Below are 17,024 nucleotides of genomic sequence, written 5' to 3' on the forward strand. Positions count from 1 at the left end.
ACCAGCTTCAGCGCGTCCTCGGTCTCATCGAGGCTGGTCGAGCAGGTCCGAGTGCTGCTTCGTCGTGGCACGGAGTTCTTGGAAGCGGCGGTAGAGCTGTTCCACGTCTGGTCCGTGGGCACCCGACGACTGTGCGGTGGCGATGTCGTGCGCGAGGCTTTCCAGGTCGTCTCGCGCCTTGGTGGTGAACGCCGCGATGATCATCTCGCGCATCTCGTCCTGGTCCGGGATGGGGACCCGCACGAGGCTGCTGTCGCCGCCCATGCGGCTCACCAGTTCGCGGAGCGAGGCCAGGCGGTCGGTATGCGCGCGATGGACGAAGTAGACGCCTCCGCTCGGACGAACGCGAAGCGCGTCCATGCTCTCGACGTAGGCCCGGATCAACGCCCGCAGCCGGTCGGACGTGAAGAAGACGCAGCGGTGGTCGTAGGACTCGCGCAGCTTCGCCAGCACTGCGTGGACGGTGCTTCGTTCGTCCGGCGACAGTTGGGCGATGGCCGCGTGGTCGGGAGTGATCTGCAAACTCCCCGCGCCGGGTCCGGCGGCCCCGCTGGAGTCACGGGCGAACACGAGCTCGGCCAGATCGGTGTCGTAGGTCAGTCTGGCCTGCTGCTCGTCGCGCACTTCCCGAACCAGGTGCCTCACGATGCGCCGACTGTCTCGCCGCACATGCCGCAGCATCAGCGTGGCCTCGTGGGCCGTCCCGTCGGTCGCGCGCCGCGCGCGCTTTCCTCCGGCGATGACGGGCCGCTGACCGTCCAAGGGGTACGTCAGCCGGATGGCCTTGCGGCCGGTGATCTGTTCGAAGGCGTCGACGGGCCGGATGGGCGGAGGGAGGAACGCGGAGTCCAGGCCGAGTTCGAGGAACCAGCGCTCCAAGTCGTCGCGGGTGACGCGTCCGTCGAACACGCTGTAGAGCACCAGGTGTCCGAGCAGCGGCGCCCCCTCCCCCTCCAGCGCCGCCGTGTAGGCATCGAACCCTGCCTGCACGGCATCGGACGAGGGCGCTCCGCCACCGGCCGTTCCGGTCTTGGGCGACGCAGCGCCGATGGTCCCCTGGTCGGTCATAAGAGTTCCTCCGCCTTGAACGCTGAACAAAAACGCTCGTTTTTGAACCTTAGCAATCGTGTGCCCCAGGCCCTCCGTGAGTGTTTACCGCGGTAAACACTCACGGCCGATCCTCGAGGCGGCACCGCCCGAGGCGACCGCGGCAGAGGGTTCGATCCGTCGTGTGTGCCTGCGCCTCTTCGCGTCCCGTCCATGTCAGATGAGATGGAACATCTCCCGCGTGCTCCCTGGATCGGCGAGGTCGGTGATGACTCGCAGGTTGTCGGCGAGGGCGTCCAGGACGGGTCCGGGGGAGTGGTCGACGGCGACGCCGAACACTCGGAAGCCAAGGGCCGCCTTGCGTTCGTGCCAGGTGCGCATCCAGTCTTCGGTGACGTCGCATTGCCCGTCGGTGATGAAGACGATGTCGCCGTTGCGGTGTCCGGAGTCTGCGTGCCCGTCCGACAGGATGTCGGCGGCGGCGTCCAGCGGGGCTTGATAGTCGGTGCACCGCCGTAGAAGCGTTCGGCGAGGTCGATCACGTCGGCGATGTCGACCGGGTCGGCGGCGGGAAAGCGGAACACCGCAGTCTGTCCCTCGCTGGAGAACAGGATGGCGGCGAAGTCGCGGCGCGGACGAGCGGCTCGGGCCTGATCCAGGAGGGCGAGCGCACACGCCTTGGCCCAGGCTTCACGGGTGACGCTCTCGGCTCCCGTCCGGCGCATCGAGCCCGAGCAGTCGACACAGGCGACGATGGCTCCCTTGGCGGGGTTGTCGTCGCCGCGTGTCTCGTAGATCATCAGCCGGTTCTCGGCCAGGCGGGCGGCGAAGGACGCGCGAAGCGCGGGCACACCGAGGGCGGCGAGCTCGGACGGGATCAGGCGGGAGACGTCGTCGCCGAGGGTGATACCGACCAGTTCCCCGGCAGCGTGCTCGACTTTGCGGGCGCGTTCGGCACCAGCCATGACTCGGAAACGGCCGATGAGATCGGCGAACCGTCCGAGGCGTCCTCCACGGAGGCGTTCGGCCAGGCGGGCACGGGCGGTGAAGTCCATGCGCTGCAGCTGCCCGGGGCTCACTCCCCAGGCGGCCATCAGCGCCTTCTCCGCCCGGACTCGTTCGGCGGCGTCGACAGCGGCGGCTCGTAGCGCGGTCCGTATGGCGGGGGAGGCGTGGGCCATGGCCATGCGAGACCGTTCCTCGGCCTCTGCGGCCTCCTGCTCGGCCAGTTGCGCCCCGTCGATCGCTTCGGTGACGGCTTGAGCCGCTGCCTCGGGGACGGTTCCGTCCTCGCTGGTCTGCGAAGCCGCTTCCTGGAGCGTCCACTCGACCCGCTGTGCGGCCTCGGCCACCGTCTCCCGGATGCGGGCGGCGGTCTGGACGGCACGATGCGCTTCCTCGGCGTCCTCCAGCAGCCGGGTCAGGCGGTCGCGCTGGGAAACGACGGCCAAGGCCGAGGCGTGGGTGTCACCGGCGGTCTCGCGGCGCAGCTCCGCGAATTCGGGTGCGGACATCAAGCTCGCGGCGACCTGGCGGTTCAGCGCCCGGGACGGCTCGACTTCCGCGGCCTCGCGCAGCCGCGGCGCGGTCTTGTAGGCGGCGGTCCAGACGTCGGCCAGCAGATCCGTCGCGTAGTGGTGGTGTTCGGAGAGTGCTTCTGCCACGTCCTGGAGCGCCTTCGCAGAATCAAAGACCTCGCGCCACTCCATCTGGTCGAACCGGTCGGCCTCGATCGCCCGGGAGGCCAGTGCGGGCGGCGCGGCTAGCCCCAGCCATCGCCCGGCCCGCGAGGCCAGGTCCTTCAACGCCGTCTTCACCCGGCCCCTAGCGGGCTTGGGCTTGCCGCCGCCCGGAGAAACGCCGGCCGCTTCGCCGGATGCACGGTCGGTATGGCGATCGCTTGCCATCGTGAAACGTCCTTGTCTGCCGGTCGCGCGGGTCAGATGGCGCCCGACACCATGCTGGCGTCCACGCCCAGGGCCTCGACCATGACGCGGGCGTGAACCGCCTTGCGCCGGGCGATCACACGATCGAGGGCGGCGGTCGAGCGTCCGGAGTCCAGCGCGTCCTTGCGCATCTCTTCGAGGCGTTTCCCGGCCTTGGCCAGCTTCTTGTTCGCCTCCTTGATCGCCCATTCGCTGAGCGCGTCCTTGGACTGTCCGGCCTTGGAGTCGAGCTGCGCCTCCAGCTCGTCGATCGCGTCAGACCAGTCGAGCGCCTCGCCGGCGTCGGGATTGACCAGCGAGAGAACCTCGCGTTCGACGCTCGGCCGTTCGGTGGGGGAGTCCCACAGGACGTTGGCCAGGACCGCCAGGTCGGACTCGTCGGCCTCGGTGCGTCCGGCCAGGAACGCGCTGGCCTGCACCAGCCGGACGGACGCCTTCCACCGTCGGTCGGAGACCACCAGTTCGGCACGTCGCAGAGACGCCCGCAGCTGGCAGACTGCGTCGACCACGCCGTCGCCGATCCCGATGGCGGGCACGTGGGTGCGTACGGCGGTCTGCAGCGCGTCCAGCTTGACCGTGGTCGGATCCGCTCCCACGTCCGTCTGGACGGCGGACCTGATGAGGGACGCGAAGTTCGCCGGGTCGGTCAGGTAGCCGACCTCGAGCCGGACCAGCAGTCGGTCGTAGACCGCCGCGGTCTCCTCGCCATCGCCCAGCTCGTTGCTGGCGGTGACGGCACTGATCAGCGGGCAGGGGATCGGGGCGCCGCCGTTCTCGGGGTGGTAGAGCCGCTCGTTGAGGAAGGCGAGCGTCTCGTTCAGCGCACCGGCCGAGCACTTGAAGATCTCGTCGATGAACGCGATGTGCGCCTGCGTGGCACGGCCGTCGAACACCTGCGTGTACCGGCCCTGAACGAGCTCAGCAACATCGATCGGCCCGAACATCCGCTTGGGGTCGGTGAACCTGCTCAGCAGAATCTCCCAGTAGCTGGCACCGGTCACCCGCCCCGTCAGCTCCCGCGCCAACTCGCTCTTGGCCGTCCCGGGCGGCCCCAGCAACAGGCTGTGCTGCCCGGCGAGCATCCCGGCGACCAGAGACCGCACGACCGTCTCGCGTTCATAGAACCGATCGGACAGCTCGGCCACGATGGCCCTCATGCGCGTGCTCGTCGCATCAGGATTCAGGGAATCGCCGTCCGGATCATGCACGTGCGTCGACACAGTCGTCATGCCTTCCTCGTCAAAGAAGGAGAAGCTAAAACGTACGTTTTGAACGTACTCCGAGCGGGAGAGCAACTCCACCGATCTCTGAAGAACAGGCGAAAGTGGCCCGGCAACACCTCGAGGAACGAGGAACCCCGTACTCCCGGTCGGCTCCTCCCATGGACTGACCGACCGCACGACCGGCGGTGCCCGGATTCTGGCGTATCGGCCAGTCGAGCATCCGGGGACCGCCGGAACGATACCGATGAAGACACAGTCAGACGTGCCGGTACCTACTGGCGTAACGGTCGTTAGGGTGACGGCCGGAAGAACGTCGCCGTGGTGGTGACCGCGTCCGCCCCGGCCTCGGGACTGACGCTCCTGCGTGTGGAGAGGGCCGGCATATGGCGTGGCAGAAAGACCATCTGGCCTACCCGGCAGTCGTGCAGGCGTTCTTGCATGGCGATCCGCAGGACCACCAAGGGGGTCCTCTCGATGTCCGGGCCGTGATGGCGTCCTTGCCCCAGCGGGCCAAGGATACGTTCGAGTATGACCATGTTCCCTGGGGACGGTTTTCACGCGGCCCCGAGACCCGGGCGGACCTGGAGCACCTGCGAGACGACGACGCCGAGACCGCCCGCCGTGCACTCCGCGGCTTGCAGGGCGAGTTGGCCACCAGCGCACGGTCGGCGTGCGCCCTGACCGTGCCCTTCCTGCTGCGCATCGGGGCCGATACGCACGCCCATCTCCGCGCCGACATCCTGGTCCTAGCATCGGAAATCGCCCGCCAGACGAGGGGCCCTGCCATGTGCACACGCATGGAACTGCTGCGCGTCGCCTACGCGGACGATAAATGGATCATCGAACCCAGCGTCTACCCGGGGCACTGGTCGATCCAGGCCGCCCGGGACTCGATCACCGCGGACGCTGACCTCGTCATCCCCCTACTCGCCGCCCCCGACCCACAAGTGCGCTGTGCGGCCGCCTACATACTGGCCGCCGCATCGGGCGCGAGGACGACATCAAGCGTGCCTTGCATGCGCGCATGAGCACCGAGAACGACCCAACGGTGCGCGCTGGCCTGGTCCTCGCCACCGCGCAGCTGGCCCGCGAGCACGGCGACGCCGATGGCGAGGCATGGACCCGGACGCTGTGGTCAGACTCCAAGGCGCCGCCCGAGGTGAGGGTGAGCGCCGCCTTGGGGTGGCTGTGCCTGACCGATGCGGCCATGCCGGACGACTTGCCCGCCATCGTGGACGAGTGCGCCACCGACACCACAGCTCGGCTGATGGCGCCGCTGCCGTGGATGCGCGCGGTTGACGACGGACGTAACGCGGGACTGCAACGCTGCATCCAAACGCTGATTCACCCTGACGCCCCGGTGCCAGCATCGAGCGCGCCGACGGCATCCACCTGAGACCAGCCCCACAACGGCGGCCAACGTGCTGGTGCGGTCTCGGAGGAGAGCAGGCCCGACTGTCGAGAGCCGATCGATTTCCAACACCCGATGCTGGCCGGGCCAGTCGGATCAAGGCCACGTGCGATCGGATCGCGTTGCGCGGACCTCTGAAGAGGATGGCGGAGTCCGACAACACCCCTGCCGAGTCCGATGAAGCTCCCGGTGGGGATCCTGTGGTGCCTGCTTCGCCGCCTCCTCAGCCCGGGCCCGCTGGGCCGCCGCTGTCCGGAGCAGGTGGGGCGGCGGCGCCTGATCCGGCAGGGGTGTCATTGGCTGGGTTGGTTCACCCGTTGCGGCGGCCCGGGTGGTGTTGATATCAGGTGATTTTGGAGTTCGCGGTGGCGGAACTGGTAGGCGATGCCGGCGGTGCGGATCAGACCGGCGTCGGTGTAGCACCAGTTCAGGAAGCGGCCGAGGCGTAGTGGGAGGCGCCGTTTCATGCAGATCAGCAGCATGAGATAACGCGCTGACGCCAGTCCGGCGGGCCTGACCGTGAACCCACTGAAAGCCCAGATAATAGCCCCGCCCGCAAGCCCGTACGCGAGCCCATCTGTGAGCCCGTCGTACGTGAGCCCGAACGTGAGCCCGAACGTGAGCCCGCCCGCGAGGCCGTACGCGAGCCCATCTGTGAGCCCGCTTGTGAGCCCGCCCGCGAGCCCGAACGTGAGCCCAAACGTGAGTCCGAACATGAGCCCGTCGTCGGCGAGCCCGCCCGCGAGCCCGAACATGAGCCCAAACGTGAGTCCGAACATGAGCCCGCCCGTGAGCCATCTGGTGAGGTCTTGACGGATAAGGTCGCGGGAATCTGTCCTGGCGCTGGTGTCGGAGGGGTCGAGCCCGACCGTGAGCGCGACCGTGAGCGCGACCGCGAGCCCACCCGTGAGCGCGACCGTGAGCCCGAACATGAGCCCATCCGCGAAGTCCGCGAGCACGGGCGCGAGCCTGCTCGCAAACTCCGGGAACATGTCCGCGAACCCGTCAGTGCGCCAGTCCTCGAAGGCTTCCATAAGTAGGGGCACGAGCCCGCCCGTGAGCGCGTCCGCGAGCACGGTCGCGAGTCCGAGCGCGGGTCCTGCCACGAGCCCGATCGCGAGCCATTTGGTGATTCTTCGGCGGCCGGGGCGGGTTTTGAACCGGGACAGGTCCAGGCGTGTGGGGGCGGGCCGCGGGCGTGCCCAGGCAAAGATCCCGGGGATCAGGGCGAAGATCTCGGCGCACCAGACGGCAGTCGGCGCTGGATCGTCGCCGTCTGTGGTGACTATGGCCAGCATCGTAGTGATCGGTAGAGCGGTGAGGAGGACGGCGAGGAGGGAGGTGAGGACGCGGGGGCGGTTTCCGGCGATGGGCCAGAGTTCGTGCAGGACGATGTCGGTGTTGGTGTCGAGGTGGCGGGCCAGGACGGTCAGCCATGTGTGGACCTGGTCGGGCCGGTAGCGGTGAGGGTTGCGGTTGTTGAGGGTGGTGTTGGCGACGGAAGCGGGAATGAACTGTTGCAGCAGGTGGTGGTGGATGGCGTCGGGATCGTCGTATCCAGTGAGGTCGGCGGGGTCGCGGATGTAGTCGCCGGTGTCGGCCGATCGCTGCTGGTAGACGGTGACGGCCAGGGTCAGTCGCCAGGGGGTGTTCAGGGCTCGGGCCAGGGGGTGGGCCGGCTGCTGGAGGGCGTGCAGGACGGGGTGCCAGCGCGGGATCTGGTCGGGACCGGCGTGGGAGGCGATGAAGCGTGCGGCCTGGTCGGCGGTGACGGGGGACAGGTCGACGCGGACGGCGTCGCGGGCCTGGGCTTGGCCGCCGGTCAGGGCCTGATACTGGCCGGTGCGGCAGGTCAGGATCACTGGAGCCTTGTCGCGGCCGTGCCGGTAGCGGTTGAGCTTGGCCAGTGTGCGGCCGGCGGCGGAGTTGTAGCCGGGCCGGTCGGTGCGGTCCATCTCATCGAGCCCGTCGATGACCGGCAGCACCATGGCGTCGCGCACCAGTGCCCGGGCCGTGACGGAGCGCAATCCGACGTCCGGATCAGGTGGTCGACCAGCATTTCCTGCAGTTCTGGCCCAAGGTCCCGCTTGCCGGTCCGGGGGTCTTTTCGCCCGGTCCCCGGGTCCCAGGCGGTGGCCGAGATCCGCACCGGCACCGGCTCGTCGGGTTTGCGCACATCCAGTAGTCCCAGGATCAGCTCGATCGCCAGGACGGTCTTGCCTGCCCCGGGCACCCCAGTGATGATCAGTCGCTGCGGACAAAGGTCCAAGAAGTAGCCGACCACATCGTTGAGCGTGCCGGTGTCGGCGGCACCGTCCACTTCGTGCTGGACCGTCAGGGCGAACCCCACATCGATCGTGCGGGCGTCATCGCCCAGCAGCTGCCCGAGTTGCTGGGCCTCCCTTTCCCGCACCAGCCCGGCCAGGTCGTTGGCCCGGGTCTTGGTGTCGGTCTCACCCAGACGCAGTGTCCGGTAGGCCAGCACTCCCGACGAGGCCGAGACCCCGAGTGAGACCAGCGCGATGAACGCACTCAGGCCATCGGTGTCGCCACCGAACACCTTCGTGTTCTTCGCCGCCAGGACGAACACCGCTGCCGCGGTGACCAGAAAGGCCCCACTCGCGATCCCCCAGAGACGACCCGATCGGCGTTCACCCATGACCCGGCAGAATGCACCCACCTACGGTGGGACGGCGCACACCAACCGCCGGTTCGGAGCTTGAGGAACATCTCTGCGAGATCGTGCGCTAAGCCTCTGCTGCTCCTGGCGGGAGCTTGCAACCTCAGGGGCTCTTGCCAAGATTCTGGTGGTGACGGAGAGTTCCATTTCAGGCGAGCAGGATGCGTTTACGGAGGAGCGCAAAGCTGTCGAAGTCCCCCTCGTCGTGGGCCCAGCGCCAGCCCAGGGCCCATCGACCGTAGCGTTCGGCGAGGGCGTGAGACATGGCATCCCCCCAGAGCTTGCCCTCGCCGTCGCCCCAGGCGCTCATCTGGGGATCGGCGTAGGAGACCTCGGGACGGCGAGGCACACACCGGCCCAGTCCGAGCGCCCCCACAACCTGCGCGGCCGTCGAGGGGTCGAACGGGTGACGGGAGGGATCGGCCTCATCCCAGGTCAGGAAGTAAGGAGCCAGATCAACGATCACCGCGCAAGCCTGCCACGCCTCCCAGCACCCGATAAGAGGTTTTTCGTCGGCACTGGAGGCCGGGGGACACGAATAGGAACAGAACACCGCACTCCATCGGAGTTCTGTTCGCGGAGGGGCAGCCTGCGGGCGAGCACGACGCTGTGCCGAGGCCCGAGAACGTCGAGTGGTGTGGGCGGTGCGGCGCGTTTCCGTGCCCCCTCCTGCGCAAAGCGGTATTCTTCGTGGGCCGATTCCATTCTCCAGGCCGCCGCGCCCGATGAGCTGAGTGCCTGATGACCACATCGACGAACGATTCTGCAGCGATCCCGTCCGTCGTGCGCATGTTCTACGTTGATGACTCCGGTGCGCATGCCACGGGATACGTCGTCTACTCCTGGGTCGAGCTCGCCGTGCACCACTGGAAGTCCGGGCTGCGCTGCTGGCTGGACCTGCGCAAGCGGATGTACGCCGAATTCAGGATCCCGCCGGCCGTCAGCTGCACGCGACCAAGCTCGCCGGGGGACGCGGGGAGCCGTCGACCGATCCGGCCGTCAACGCCTCCAAGCGCGATCGGCGGAGGGTCGTGCAGCTCGCGCTGGAGACCATCGGGTCGATGGCGGGGGTTCGGGTGGGGACCGTTTACCGGGTGACCGGCGCGACCGGGCGTGCGTACGCGCGTGAACGCGACGACCTGTACGCGCGGCTGGTGGATCACCTCGACATGCGGCTGGGGACGGTCGACGAGCTGGGCATGATCTTCATGGACGGCGACGGGACCGCCCACGGCTATTACAGCGCGCACCGGGGTATGAAGCTCGCGCACCGCAGCATCATCGAAGACCCGCTCTTCCAGCACTCGCATCGGTCGCAGCTCGTGCAGATGGCCGATCTCGTCGCCTGGACGTCCTACCAGGCGCTGCTGCGGCATCCGGGCAAGTCCTACGCCTGGGAGTGGTACGACACCTACCTCAGGAGCGCCGACATCAACGGTGGCCCGGTGCCCTGCTGATCGACGCATCGATCGGGGTTCGAAAAGAAGCTAGACCCGCTGATCCACTTGTGTGGGGCGGGTCCGCATTTCACACGGTAGCACATTCGTCGCTCTACGTCCCGGACGGACGGAGGTCACGCGGTGCGGCGGTCTTCGAGGGCCCGCTTGCGGCGCCACTGTGCCGCGACGGCCGCGTTCTCCTCGGGGGCGCCGTTGAGGTCGTCCTCGGCGATCGCGTCTCGTGATTATGTGAACTGTCAAGCTGTCGCAGGGCGGTAAGTGTCGCAGGGGGAGCGCACGCGAGGGTGGCAGGTGCGGATCGCTGCTCCTCGGCGGTGGCCAGGCATTTCGGATGCGCTGCCCTGTCGGTGTTGATGGCTTGAGCTCAACTCCGGACGGCTCCGCGCCCAACGGGTCCCCCGCCGGGTCGCGGGCGATGGTGTTGACGGCGTCTCGGGCGTTGATGCCGGAGCCGATGGGGGTGGCGGGGCCGGGGCCGGTCCAATCTCCGTAGCCGATGGGGTGGAGGCGGGGTTCAGCGTGGGTACCGGTCAGGCGGATGTGCCGTCGCCGTCACGGAGCCGGAGCAGGGCGAGGTGGCGCAGGGCGGAAGCCGGTGCCCAAATGATGGGGTCGCAGTCCAGGCGGGTGCCGTCGGGCCGGGCGATGCCGGTGGTGGTGAGCCGGTCGAACATGGGGTGGGCGTGGAGGTCTCCGCGTTCGCGTGCAGCGCGGACGGGCGGGACGGCGACGATGTCGCCGAGGTCGGCCACACCTCCGTCGTCGTCGGCTCCGGAGAGGATGGCCGCGCGTCGGCGGGTGGCGATTTTGAACAGGGCGCGGCCGTCCACGTGGACTAGGAGAAGACGTGGTGGGCGCGGGGTAGCCCAGGACGTCTTGATGTCGAGGTCGGCGGACAGGTCGGCGACGACGTGCGTCGCGTCGGGGTAGCCGTCGGTGGCGGGCATGGGACGGCCGGGCAGGGAGCTGTACTGGGCGGGCGGGAACAGGCGGAGCGAGGGCCGGGTGTGCCTCCATGCGCCGCCGGGCTCGTCGTGCGCGTCGAGGATCGCGAAGTCCAGGCCGGCCCGGCGCAGGTAGGAAACCGGCGGCCAGACCGGCCCGGGCGCGCCGATCACCACGACGTCGACCAGGCCGGGTTGCGGGGAGGCGGAGGTCAACCTCGCGCTCCCTGCGATTCAGCCGACCGGGAGTCGATACGGCGGCGCAGCCAGAGGGAGACGTAGACCAAGGCGACCAGGACCGGCACTTCGATGAGGGGGCCGACGACGCCGGACAGGGCCTGCCCGGATGTGACGCCGAAGGTGCCGATGGCGACGGCGATGGCCAGTTCGAAGTTGTTGCCTGCGGCGGTGAAGGCGAGGGTGGCGGTGCGGTCGTAGGGCAGGCCGATGCCGCGTCCGAGGGCGTAGGAGCCGCCCCACATGACCGCGAAGTACACCAGCAGCGGCAGTGCGATGCGTGCCACGTCGGCCGGCTGGGAGGTGATCGTTTCGCCTTGCAGGGCGAACAGGATCACGATGGTGAACAGTAGTCCGTACAGGGCGGTGGGGCCGATGCGCGGCAGGAAGCGGTTCTCGTACCAGTCGCGGCCCCTGGTCTTCTCTCCATAGCGGCGGGTGAGGTAACCGGCCAGCAGGGGGACGCCGAGGAAGACGAGCACGTTGATGATGATCTTGCCGGTGGAGAAGTGCAGGTCGTCGGTGGCCAGGCCGAGCCATCCGGGGAGGATCTGGAGGTAGAACCAGCCGAGGCCGCCGAAGGCGATGACCTGGAAGATCGAGTTGAGGGCGACCAGGACGGCGGCGGCCTCGCGGTCGCCGCAGGCGAGGTCGTTCCAGATGATGACCATCGCGATGCAGCGGGCGAGCCCGACGATGATGAGGCCGGTGCGGTACTCGGGCAGGTCGGGCAGGAAGGTCCAGGCGAGCGCGAACATCAGCGCGGGGCCGATGATCCAGTTGAGGACGATCGAGGAGGCCATCAGGCGGCGGTCGCCGGTGACGGTGGCGAGGCGGTCGTAGCGGACCTTGGCCAGCACCGGGTACATCATCACCAGCAGCCCGAGCGCGATCGGGAGGGAGATGCCGCCGACTTCGACCTTGGACAGTGCGTCGTCCATGCCGGGGACGGCACGGCCGAGGAGGAGCCCGGCCGCCATCGCGGCGATGATCCACACCGGCAGGAAGCGGTCGAGAGTGGACAGCTTGCCGACGAGCCCCGCTTCGGAAGCCGGGGCTTGCGTGGTGGGCGAGGACGTCACGGGCATGGCCTCTTCCGGGTCTGGGCGCGGGCGGCCTCGGCGGCGCCGGCCAGCTCGTCCAGCCGGGCGGACGCGGCCCGCAGGGGTTCGGGCCGGAGCCGGTAGTAGGTGAACCGGCCGCACGGCTCGGTCTCCACCAGTCCGGTGTCGCGCAGGACACGCAGGTGGTTGGAAATGTTGGTTTGCCGGGCTCCGGTCTCCTCGACCAGGTGGCACACGCACAGCGCCTCGACCGCCAGCAGTTGCACTATCCGGGCGCGCAGCGGGTCGGCCAGGGCCCGCAACACATCAGCGTCTGTTGATATCAGCACAGACTGATGATATCTGTTGCGCCCGAATGCCCGTGTTCGTGCCGCTTGACCGGGTAATTTTCCTCAACATACATTGAGTCAATGGATGCTGAGCGATCTCGCCTGGTGCGGCGGGCGGCCGTGCACGCCGCGCTGGCCGAACCGGTCCGGCTGGCGATGGTGGACGCCCTGGCGCTGCAGGACGTCTCGCCGAAGGAGCTCGGCGCGCGGCTCGGCCTGCCGTCCAACTTGCTGGCGCATCACCTCGGGGTGCTGGAGCGGGCGGGCCTGGTGGTCCGGGGGCGTTCCGAGGCCGATCGCCGCCGCAGCTACGTCCGCCTGGTCTCCGAGACGCTGGACGGTTTGGTGCCTGCGGCCGTGCAGGACCTGGCCCGGCCGCCCCGCGTGGTGTTCGTGTGCACGCACAACTCCGCGCGATCCCAGCTCGCCGCCGCGCTGTGGGCGCGGCGCAGCCCGGTGCCCGCGGCGTCGGCGGGGACGCGGCCGAGCCCGCACGTGCACCCCCGGACGGTCACGACCGCGCGGGCTCACGGGCTCGACCTTCCGGCCGGGGGCACCGCGCACGTCCGGGACGTCCTGGAGCCCGGCGACCTCGTCGTCGCCGTGTGCGACAACGCCCACGAGCACCTGGACCGGCGGTCGGCCGGAACGAGCATGGACCGTCTGCACTGGTCGGTCCCGGATCCGGTGCGCGCCGACACCGACGCGGCCTTCGAGGAGGCGCTGGCCCTCATCCGGCATCGCGTGGGGCGGCTCGCCACGGCCGTGGACACGCCTGCTCCGGGGAGATCGGCGTGAACGGGACCGGTGAGCGGGCGGTGTTCGAGCGGATCGCGGCGCGGCTTGCCGTCCGGTTCCACGGGCTCGCCTCCGCCGAGACGATCGGGCGGCTGGTCGCCGATTCCTACGAGCGGCTGCGGGCGCCTCGCGCGTCGAGGCCCATCTGGTCGTGCTCACCGAACGGTTCGCCGCCGTGCGGCTGGCCGCGCTCACCCAGGCTGAGGGCCGCCGCGGCAAACCGGTGCCGGAGGTGCTGTTCGTCTGTTCCGGGAACGCAGGCCGCTCCCAGATGGCCGCGGTCCGTGGCGCCGGGCGTCTCCACGCCCGCAGCGCGGGGACCGCGCCCGCCGCCGACCTCGAACTCGTCATCGTCGAGGCGATGCAGGAGATCGGGGTGGATCTGTCTCCGAAGTTCCCTAAGCCGCTGACCGACGAACTGGTCGCGGCGGCCGACCTGGTGGTCACTCTCGGCTGCGGGGGCCGTGCCCGGTGCTGCCAGATATCCGCTACCTCGACTGGGGCGTGCCCGATCCGGCCGGACGGCCCCTGCCCGAAGTCCGCCCTATCCGCGACGAGCTCGATCTTCTCGTCACCGACCTGCTCACCACCATCCGGCACAAGGAGAACGCGTGACCCACAACCCGGCGACGACCGGCAATGGCGCCCCCGGAACGTCCGGCAAGCCGAGCGTGCTGTTCGTGTGCGTGCACAACGCCGGACGCTCGCAGATGGCCGCCGCCTACCTCACCCACCTGGCCGGGGACGCCGTCGAGGTGCGGTCGCCGGGTCCGAGCCGGCCGACCGGGTGAACCCGGCCGTGGTGGCGGCGATGGCCGAGGAGGGCATCGACGTTTCCGCCGAGTCGCCCAAGATCCTGACGATCGACGCGGTGCGGGCGTCCGACGTGGTCATCACCATGGGCTGCGGCGACACCTGCCCGGTCTTCCCCGGCAAGCGCTACCTCGACTGGAAACTCGACGACCCCGCCGGGCAGGGTGTGGAGGCGATCCGGCCTATCCGGGACGAGATCCGCGCCCGGATCGAGACGCTGATCGGCGAACTGGCCGACCTCTGAGCGCCCGGGAGCCCCGCGCCGCGGCCCTTCCCGGTACTCATTGATTGCGCGCCGCACGTTCGGGCGCCCCCGCGGTCAGCCGGACGGCTCGGGCTTCGGCGGCGGGCAGCAGGTGTGCAGGTACGTGCGCAGTTCGGTGAGGGAGGCGTCGACTGCGGCGGAGTCGACGCGGTAGCGGACCTGCTTGCCGACCTTGCGGGAGGTGAGCAGGCCGCCGCGGCGCAGGATCGCCAGCTGCTGGGACGCGGCCGGCTGGGAGATGGCCAGGCGCTCGGCGACGGCGCCGACGGTGATCTCGACGCCGCCGGTGAACAGTTCCAGCATCTGCTGCCGCTGCTCGCTGGCCAGCGCCTTGAGGAACTGGCGTGCTCCCGGGCCGAGCGGCGCGGTGCCGTCGCATCCGGCCGGGGGTCCGTCCCGGTCGCCGTCGTGGGCCGGCGTGTCCGGTTCTGCCGCCCCTCGGGCCGCAGGCTGTGTGGTCACCCGGTTCCTCCCGTCCTCCGGCCCGGACGCCGCCTCCCCACCCTACGCGACACATCGTCATATTGACATATAAGAAAGTGGCGATATGTTGCGGGCATGAGCACGCACACCGCATCGCTGATCGTCATCGGCGGCGGGCAGGCAGGGCTGGCAACGGCCCGCGTCGCCCGGGACCTGGGTTTGGCTCCGATCGTCTTGGAGGCGGCCGACCGGGCCGAAGGGTCCTGGCCGCACTACTACGAGAGCCTCACCCTGTTCTCCCCGGCCCGCCGCAGCGCACTGCCCGGCGCCGATTTCCCGGGCGATCCCGACGGCTACCCGACACGGGACGAGGTGGTGGCGTATCTGTCCGGTTATGCGAAACGGCTGGACGCCGACGTCCGCACCGGCCATCGCGTCGAACGAGTCGACCGGGGCGCCTCGACGCAGGGCGGGGACGGGTTCCGGATCGCCGTATCCGGCGGGGAGGAGTTGACTGCACCGCTGGTGGTCGCGGCGACGGGGGCGTTCAGCCGACCGCACCGTCCCGCACTCTCGGGCCTGGACACCTTCGACGGGACGGTGCTGCACTCGTCGGACTATCGGCGTCCCGAGCCGCTGGCGGGCAAGCGGGTGGTGATCGTGGGCGGCGGCAACTCGGCGGTGCAGATCGCCATCGAGCTCGCCGGGGTCGCCGACGTCACCCTGGCGACCCGCCACCCGCTGCGGTTCATGCCGCAGCGGATCGCCGGACGGGACGTGCACATCTGGCTGCAGCGCACCGGCCTGGACACCGCAGGCTGGGCCAAACCGCTGCTGACCGGCGGCAAGGGCACCCCGGTCATGGACACCGGCACCTACCGCGACGCCATCGCGACCGGCAATCCCGACCGCCGCCCGATGTTCACCCGGCTCGACGGCGACCAAGTGATCTGGGGCGACGGCACGCGCGAGCACGTCGACGTGGTGCTTCTGGCCACCGGCTACCGGCCCGGCGTCGACTATCTCACCGGCCTGGGCGCCCTGGACGACGGCGGGCTGCCGCGCCACCGCGGCGGCGTCTCGACCACCCACCCGGGCCTGGGATACGTCGGGCTGGAATGGCAGCGCTCGTTCGCCTCGGCCACCCTGCGCGGCGTCGGCGCCGACGCCCGCCACGTCCTCACCCGGCTGCTCAAGCAATCCCAGACCGGAGACAAGAAGCCGACGCAGGCCGCGAACTGAGCCCCCTGCATGGTTCGGCGAGGCCTCGCGGGGGTCAACTGCCGACGAGGACGGGCAGCGCGAACAGCCCCGACAGGCGGGTCACCTGCTCGCCGACGACCCGGTAGTACACCCACGTCCCGCGCCGCTCGCCCTCGATCAGACCGGCGTTGCGCAGCACCTTCAGGTGGTGGGAGATCGTCGGCCCCGACAACTCGAACGGCCCGGTCAGATCGCAGACGCACGCCTCACCGTCCTCGGCCGAGGCGATCATGTTCAGCAGCCGCAGCCGGACCGGATCGGCCAGCGCCTTGAACACCCCGGCGAGTTCGGCGGCCTCGTCCTCGCTCATGGCCGGGCCGCTCAGCGGCGCGCAGCACGCTCGAGCACCGTCGTCCGCAGAACCCCGCAACTTAGACATACATCTAATTTGACACCTGTCTAGGCAAGGTCGCAAACTAGATGCCTGTTTAGACGTACTTCGAATCAGCTGCCCCGCCATCGACGAAGGAGTCAACGATGAGCACCGACACCGGCCCGCAGGACGCCGCCACCGGGCCGAACGGCTGTTGCGGCGTGAGCGCCTGCTGCACCGACGCCGAGCAGCCCCTGGAGTCGGGCGTCACCGCCCACCAGGCCAAGACCGATGCCGGTTGCGGCTGCGTCACCGGAAAGGACGACGGGCAGGGCCTGCCGGTCGTGGTGATCGGGGCCGGGCCGGTCGGGCTGGCCACCGCCGCGCACCTGGCCGAACGCGGCCTCGACTTCCTCGTCCTCGAAGCGGGCGACCAAGTCGGCGCGGCCGTCCGCCAGTGGGGCCACGTCCGGCTGTTCTCGCCCTGGCGCTACGACACCGACGCCGCCGCCCGCCGCCTCCTCCAGGCCACCGGCTGGGTTCTTCCCGACCCCGACCATCTGCCCACGGGCGCCGAACTCGTCGACGGCTACCTCGTGCCGCTGTCGCGGGTGTCCGCACTGGACGGACGCGTCCGCACCCGCACCCGCGTCCTCGCCGTCACCCGCCGCGGCGTCGACGCCACCCGGACGATCGGCCGCGACGAGCGTCCGCTGCTGGTGCGCGTCCGCGAGGCCGACGGGACGGTCCGCGACATCGACGCCCGCGCCGTCATCGACGCGTCCGGCACCTGGGGCAACGCCAACCC

17 protein-coding genes and 3 pseudogenes are annotated in these 17,024 nt (G+C 69.6%); 10 read left to right on the top strand and 10 right to left on the bottom strand.

Features of this window, described 5'->3' with window-relative positions:
- Positions 1 to 24: 24 nt before the first annotated feature.
- From BJF79_RS42560 to BJF79_RS42570, 3 genes are read right to left on the bottom strand one after another with little or no spacing between them, the layout of a single operon-like run.
- Positions 25 to 1,068, bottom strand: a complete 1,044-nt coding sequence (locus BJF79_RS42560) for a DUF6744 family protein (protein WP_075905982.1) — start codon at positions 1,066 to 1,068, stop codon at positions 25 to 27.
- On the bottom strand, positions 1,065 to 2,954 hold the full coding sequence (locus tag BJF79_RS42565; RefSeq protein ID WP_262403420.1) for a hypothetical protein: 1,890 nt from the start codon (positions 2,952 to 2,954) through the stop codon (positions 1,065 to 1,067). Before BJF79_RS42565 ends, BJF79_RS42560 begins: the two co-directional genes overlap by 4 nt.
- 32 nt (positions 2,955 to 2,986) lie before the next feature.
- Positions 2,987 to 4,294, bottom strand: a complete 1,308-nt coding sequence (locus BJF79_RS42570) for an AAA family ATPase (RefSeq protein WP_262403421.1) — start codon at positions 4,292 to 4,294, stop codon at positions 2,987 to 2,989.
- Positions 4,295 to 4,599: 305 nt separating this feature from the next.
- Here BJF79_RS42570 and BJF79_RS57630 point away from each other — a divergent pair, with 305 nt between their 5' ends.
- Both BJF79_RS57630 and BJF79_RS57635 read left to right on the top strand, forming a co-directional pair.
- A complete protein-coding gene (locus tag BJF79_RS57630) occupies positions 4,600 to 5,244 on the top strand; it encodes a hypothetical protein (protein WP_083734652.1) in 645 nt (214 codons plus the stop codon).
- On the top strand, positions 5,241 to 5,612 hold the full coding sequence (locus tag BJF79_RS57635) for a hypothetical protein (protein ID WP_083734653.1): 372 nt from the start codon (positions 5,241 to 5,243) through the stop codon (positions 5,610 to 5,612). The genes BJF79_RS57630 and BJF79_RS57635 overlap by 4 nt, the downstream gene beginning before the upstream one ends.
- Before the next feature lie 308 nt (positions 5,613 to 5,920).
- Here BJF79_RS57635 and BJF79_RS42580 read toward each other — a convergent pair whose 3' ends face one another.
- Positions 5,921 to 7,615: a hypothetical protein gene (locus tag BJF79_RS42580; protein ID WP_143220870.1), complete on the bottom strand. Its 1,695-nt coding sequence runs from the start codon at positions 7,613 to 7,615 to the stop codon at positions 5,921 to 5,923.
- Between the two features lie 840 nt (positions 7,616 to 8,455).
- Positions 8,456 to 8,773, bottom strand: coding sequence for a hypothetical protein (locus BJF79_RS42590; RefSeq protein ID WP_075905990.1), 318 nt, complete (start codon positions 8,771 to 8,773; stop codon positions 8,456 to 8,458).
- A 565-nt stretch (positions 8,774 to 9,338) separates the two neighbouring features.
- Here BJF79_RS42590 and BJF79_RS64295 point away from each other — a divergent pair.
- The gene (locus tag BJF79_RS64295; RefSeq protein ID WP_262403422.1) at positions 9,339 to 9,764 is read left to right on the top strand and encodes a DUF3800 domain-containing protein; all 426 of its coding nucleotides are present in this window, start codon (positions 9,339 to 9,341) and stop codon (positions 9,762 to 9,764) included.
- Positions 9,765 to 10,297: 533 nt separating this feature from the next.
- Here the strand turns inward: BJF79_RS64295 and BJF79_RS42600 are convergent.
- From BJF79_RS42600 to BJF79_RS42610, 3 genes are read right to left on the bottom strand one after another with little or no spacing between them, the layout of a single operon-like run.
- Positions 10,298 to 10,927: a hypothetical protein gene (locus tag BJF79_RS42600; RefSeq protein WP_075905992.1), complete on the bottom strand. Its 630-nt coding sequence runs from the start codon at positions 10,925 to 10,927 to the stop codon at positions 10,298 to 10,300.
- A complete protein-coding gene (gene arsB / locus BJF79_RS42605; RefSeq protein ID WP_075905994.1) occupies positions 10,924 to 12,036 on the bottom strand; it encodes an ACR3 family arsenite efflux transporter in 1,113 nt (370 codons plus the stop codon). Before arsB ends, BJF79_RS42600 begins: the two co-directional genes overlap by 4 nt.
- Positions 12,027 to 12,314: an ArsR/SmtB family transcription factor gene (locus BJF79_RS42610; RefSeq protein WP_262403423.1), complete on the bottom strand. Its 288-nt coding sequence runs from the start codon at positions 12,312 to 12,314 to the stop codon at positions 12,027 to 12,029. The genes arsB and BJF79_RS42610 overlap by 10 nt, the downstream gene beginning before the upstream one ends.
- Positions 12,315 to 12,422: 108 nt before the next feature.
- Here BJF79_RS42610 and BJF79_RS42615 point away from each other — a divergent pair, with 108 nt between their 5' ends.
- From BJF79_RS42615 to BJF79_RS42625, 5 genes and pseudogenes are all read left to right on the top strand, one after another.
- Positions 12,423 to 13,139 carry a helix-turn-helix domain-containing protein gene (locus tag BJF79_RS42615; RefSeq protein ID WP_075905998.1) on the top strand — a complete coding sequence of 239 codons (717 nt, stop codon included), beginning with the start codon at positions 12,423 to 12,425 and terminating at the stop codon, positions 13,137 to 13,139.
- A gap of 20 nt (positions 13,140 to 13,159) precedes the next feature.
- Positions 13,160 to 13,219 (top strand): annotated as a pseudogene (locus BJF79_RS67910) (hypothetical protein); the annotation flags it as partial.
- Between the two features lie 191 nt (positions 13,220 to 13,410).
- Positions 13,411 to 13,566: pseudogene (locus BJF79_RS66180) on the top strand (hypothetical protein); the annotation flags it as partial.
- 44 nt (positions 13,567 to 13,610) lie between these two features.
- On the top strand, positions 13,611 to 13,754 hold the full coding sequence (locus BJF79_RS66185) for a hypothetical protein (protein ID WP_316043561.1): 144 nt from the start codon (positions 13,611 to 13,613) through the stop codon (positions 13,752 to 13,754).
- A gap of 95 nt (positions 13,755 to 13,849) precedes the next feature.
- A pseudogene (locus tag BJF79_RS42625) lies at positions 13,850 to 14,196 on the top strand (arsenate reductase ArsC).
- 75 nt (positions 14,197 to 14,271) lie between these two features.
- On the opposite strand, the gene BJF79_RS64300 reads toward BJF79_RS42625, so the two are convergent.
- Entirely contained in the window at positions 14,272 to 14,679 is a 408-nt protein-coding gene (locus tag BJF79_RS64300) for an ArsR/SmtB family transcription factor (protein ID WP_083734654.1), read from the bottom strand.
- Between the two features lie 96 nt (positions 14,680 to 14,775).
- On the opposite strand from BJF79_RS64300, the gene BJF79_RS42635 reads away from it, so the two are divergent.
- The gene (locus tag BJF79_RS42635; protein ID WP_075906000.1) at positions 14,776 to 15,882 is read left to right on the top strand and encodes a flavin-containing monooxygenase; all 1,107 of its coding nucleotides are present in this window, start codon (positions 14,776 to 14,778) and stop codon (positions 15,880 to 15,882) included.
- A gap of 34 nt (positions 15,883 to 15,916) precedes the next feature.
- On the opposite strand, the gene BJF79_RS42640 is transcribed toward BJF79_RS42635, so the two are convergent.
- On the bottom strand, positions 15,917 to 16,213 hold the full coding sequence (locus BJF79_RS42640; RefSeq protein ID WP_262403424.1) for an ArsR/SmtB family transcription factor: 297 nt from the start codon (positions 16,211 to 16,213) through the stop codon (positions 15,917 to 15,919).
- A gap of 167 nt (positions 16,214 to 16,380) precedes the next feature.
- Between BJF79_RS42640 and BJF79_RS42645 the strand changes: the two genes are divergently transcribed.
- A partial coding sequence (locus BJF79_RS42645) for an FAD-dependent oxidoreductase (RefSeq protein WP_143220871.1) occupies positions 16,381 to 17,024 on the top strand: 644 nt, incomplete at its 3' end.

Source organism: Actinomadura sp. CNU-125, assembly GCF_001942465.1.
In the GTDB taxonomy this organism is placed as follows: domain Bacteria; phylum Actinomycetota; class Actinomycetes; order Streptosporangiales; family Streptosporangiaceae; genus Spirillospora.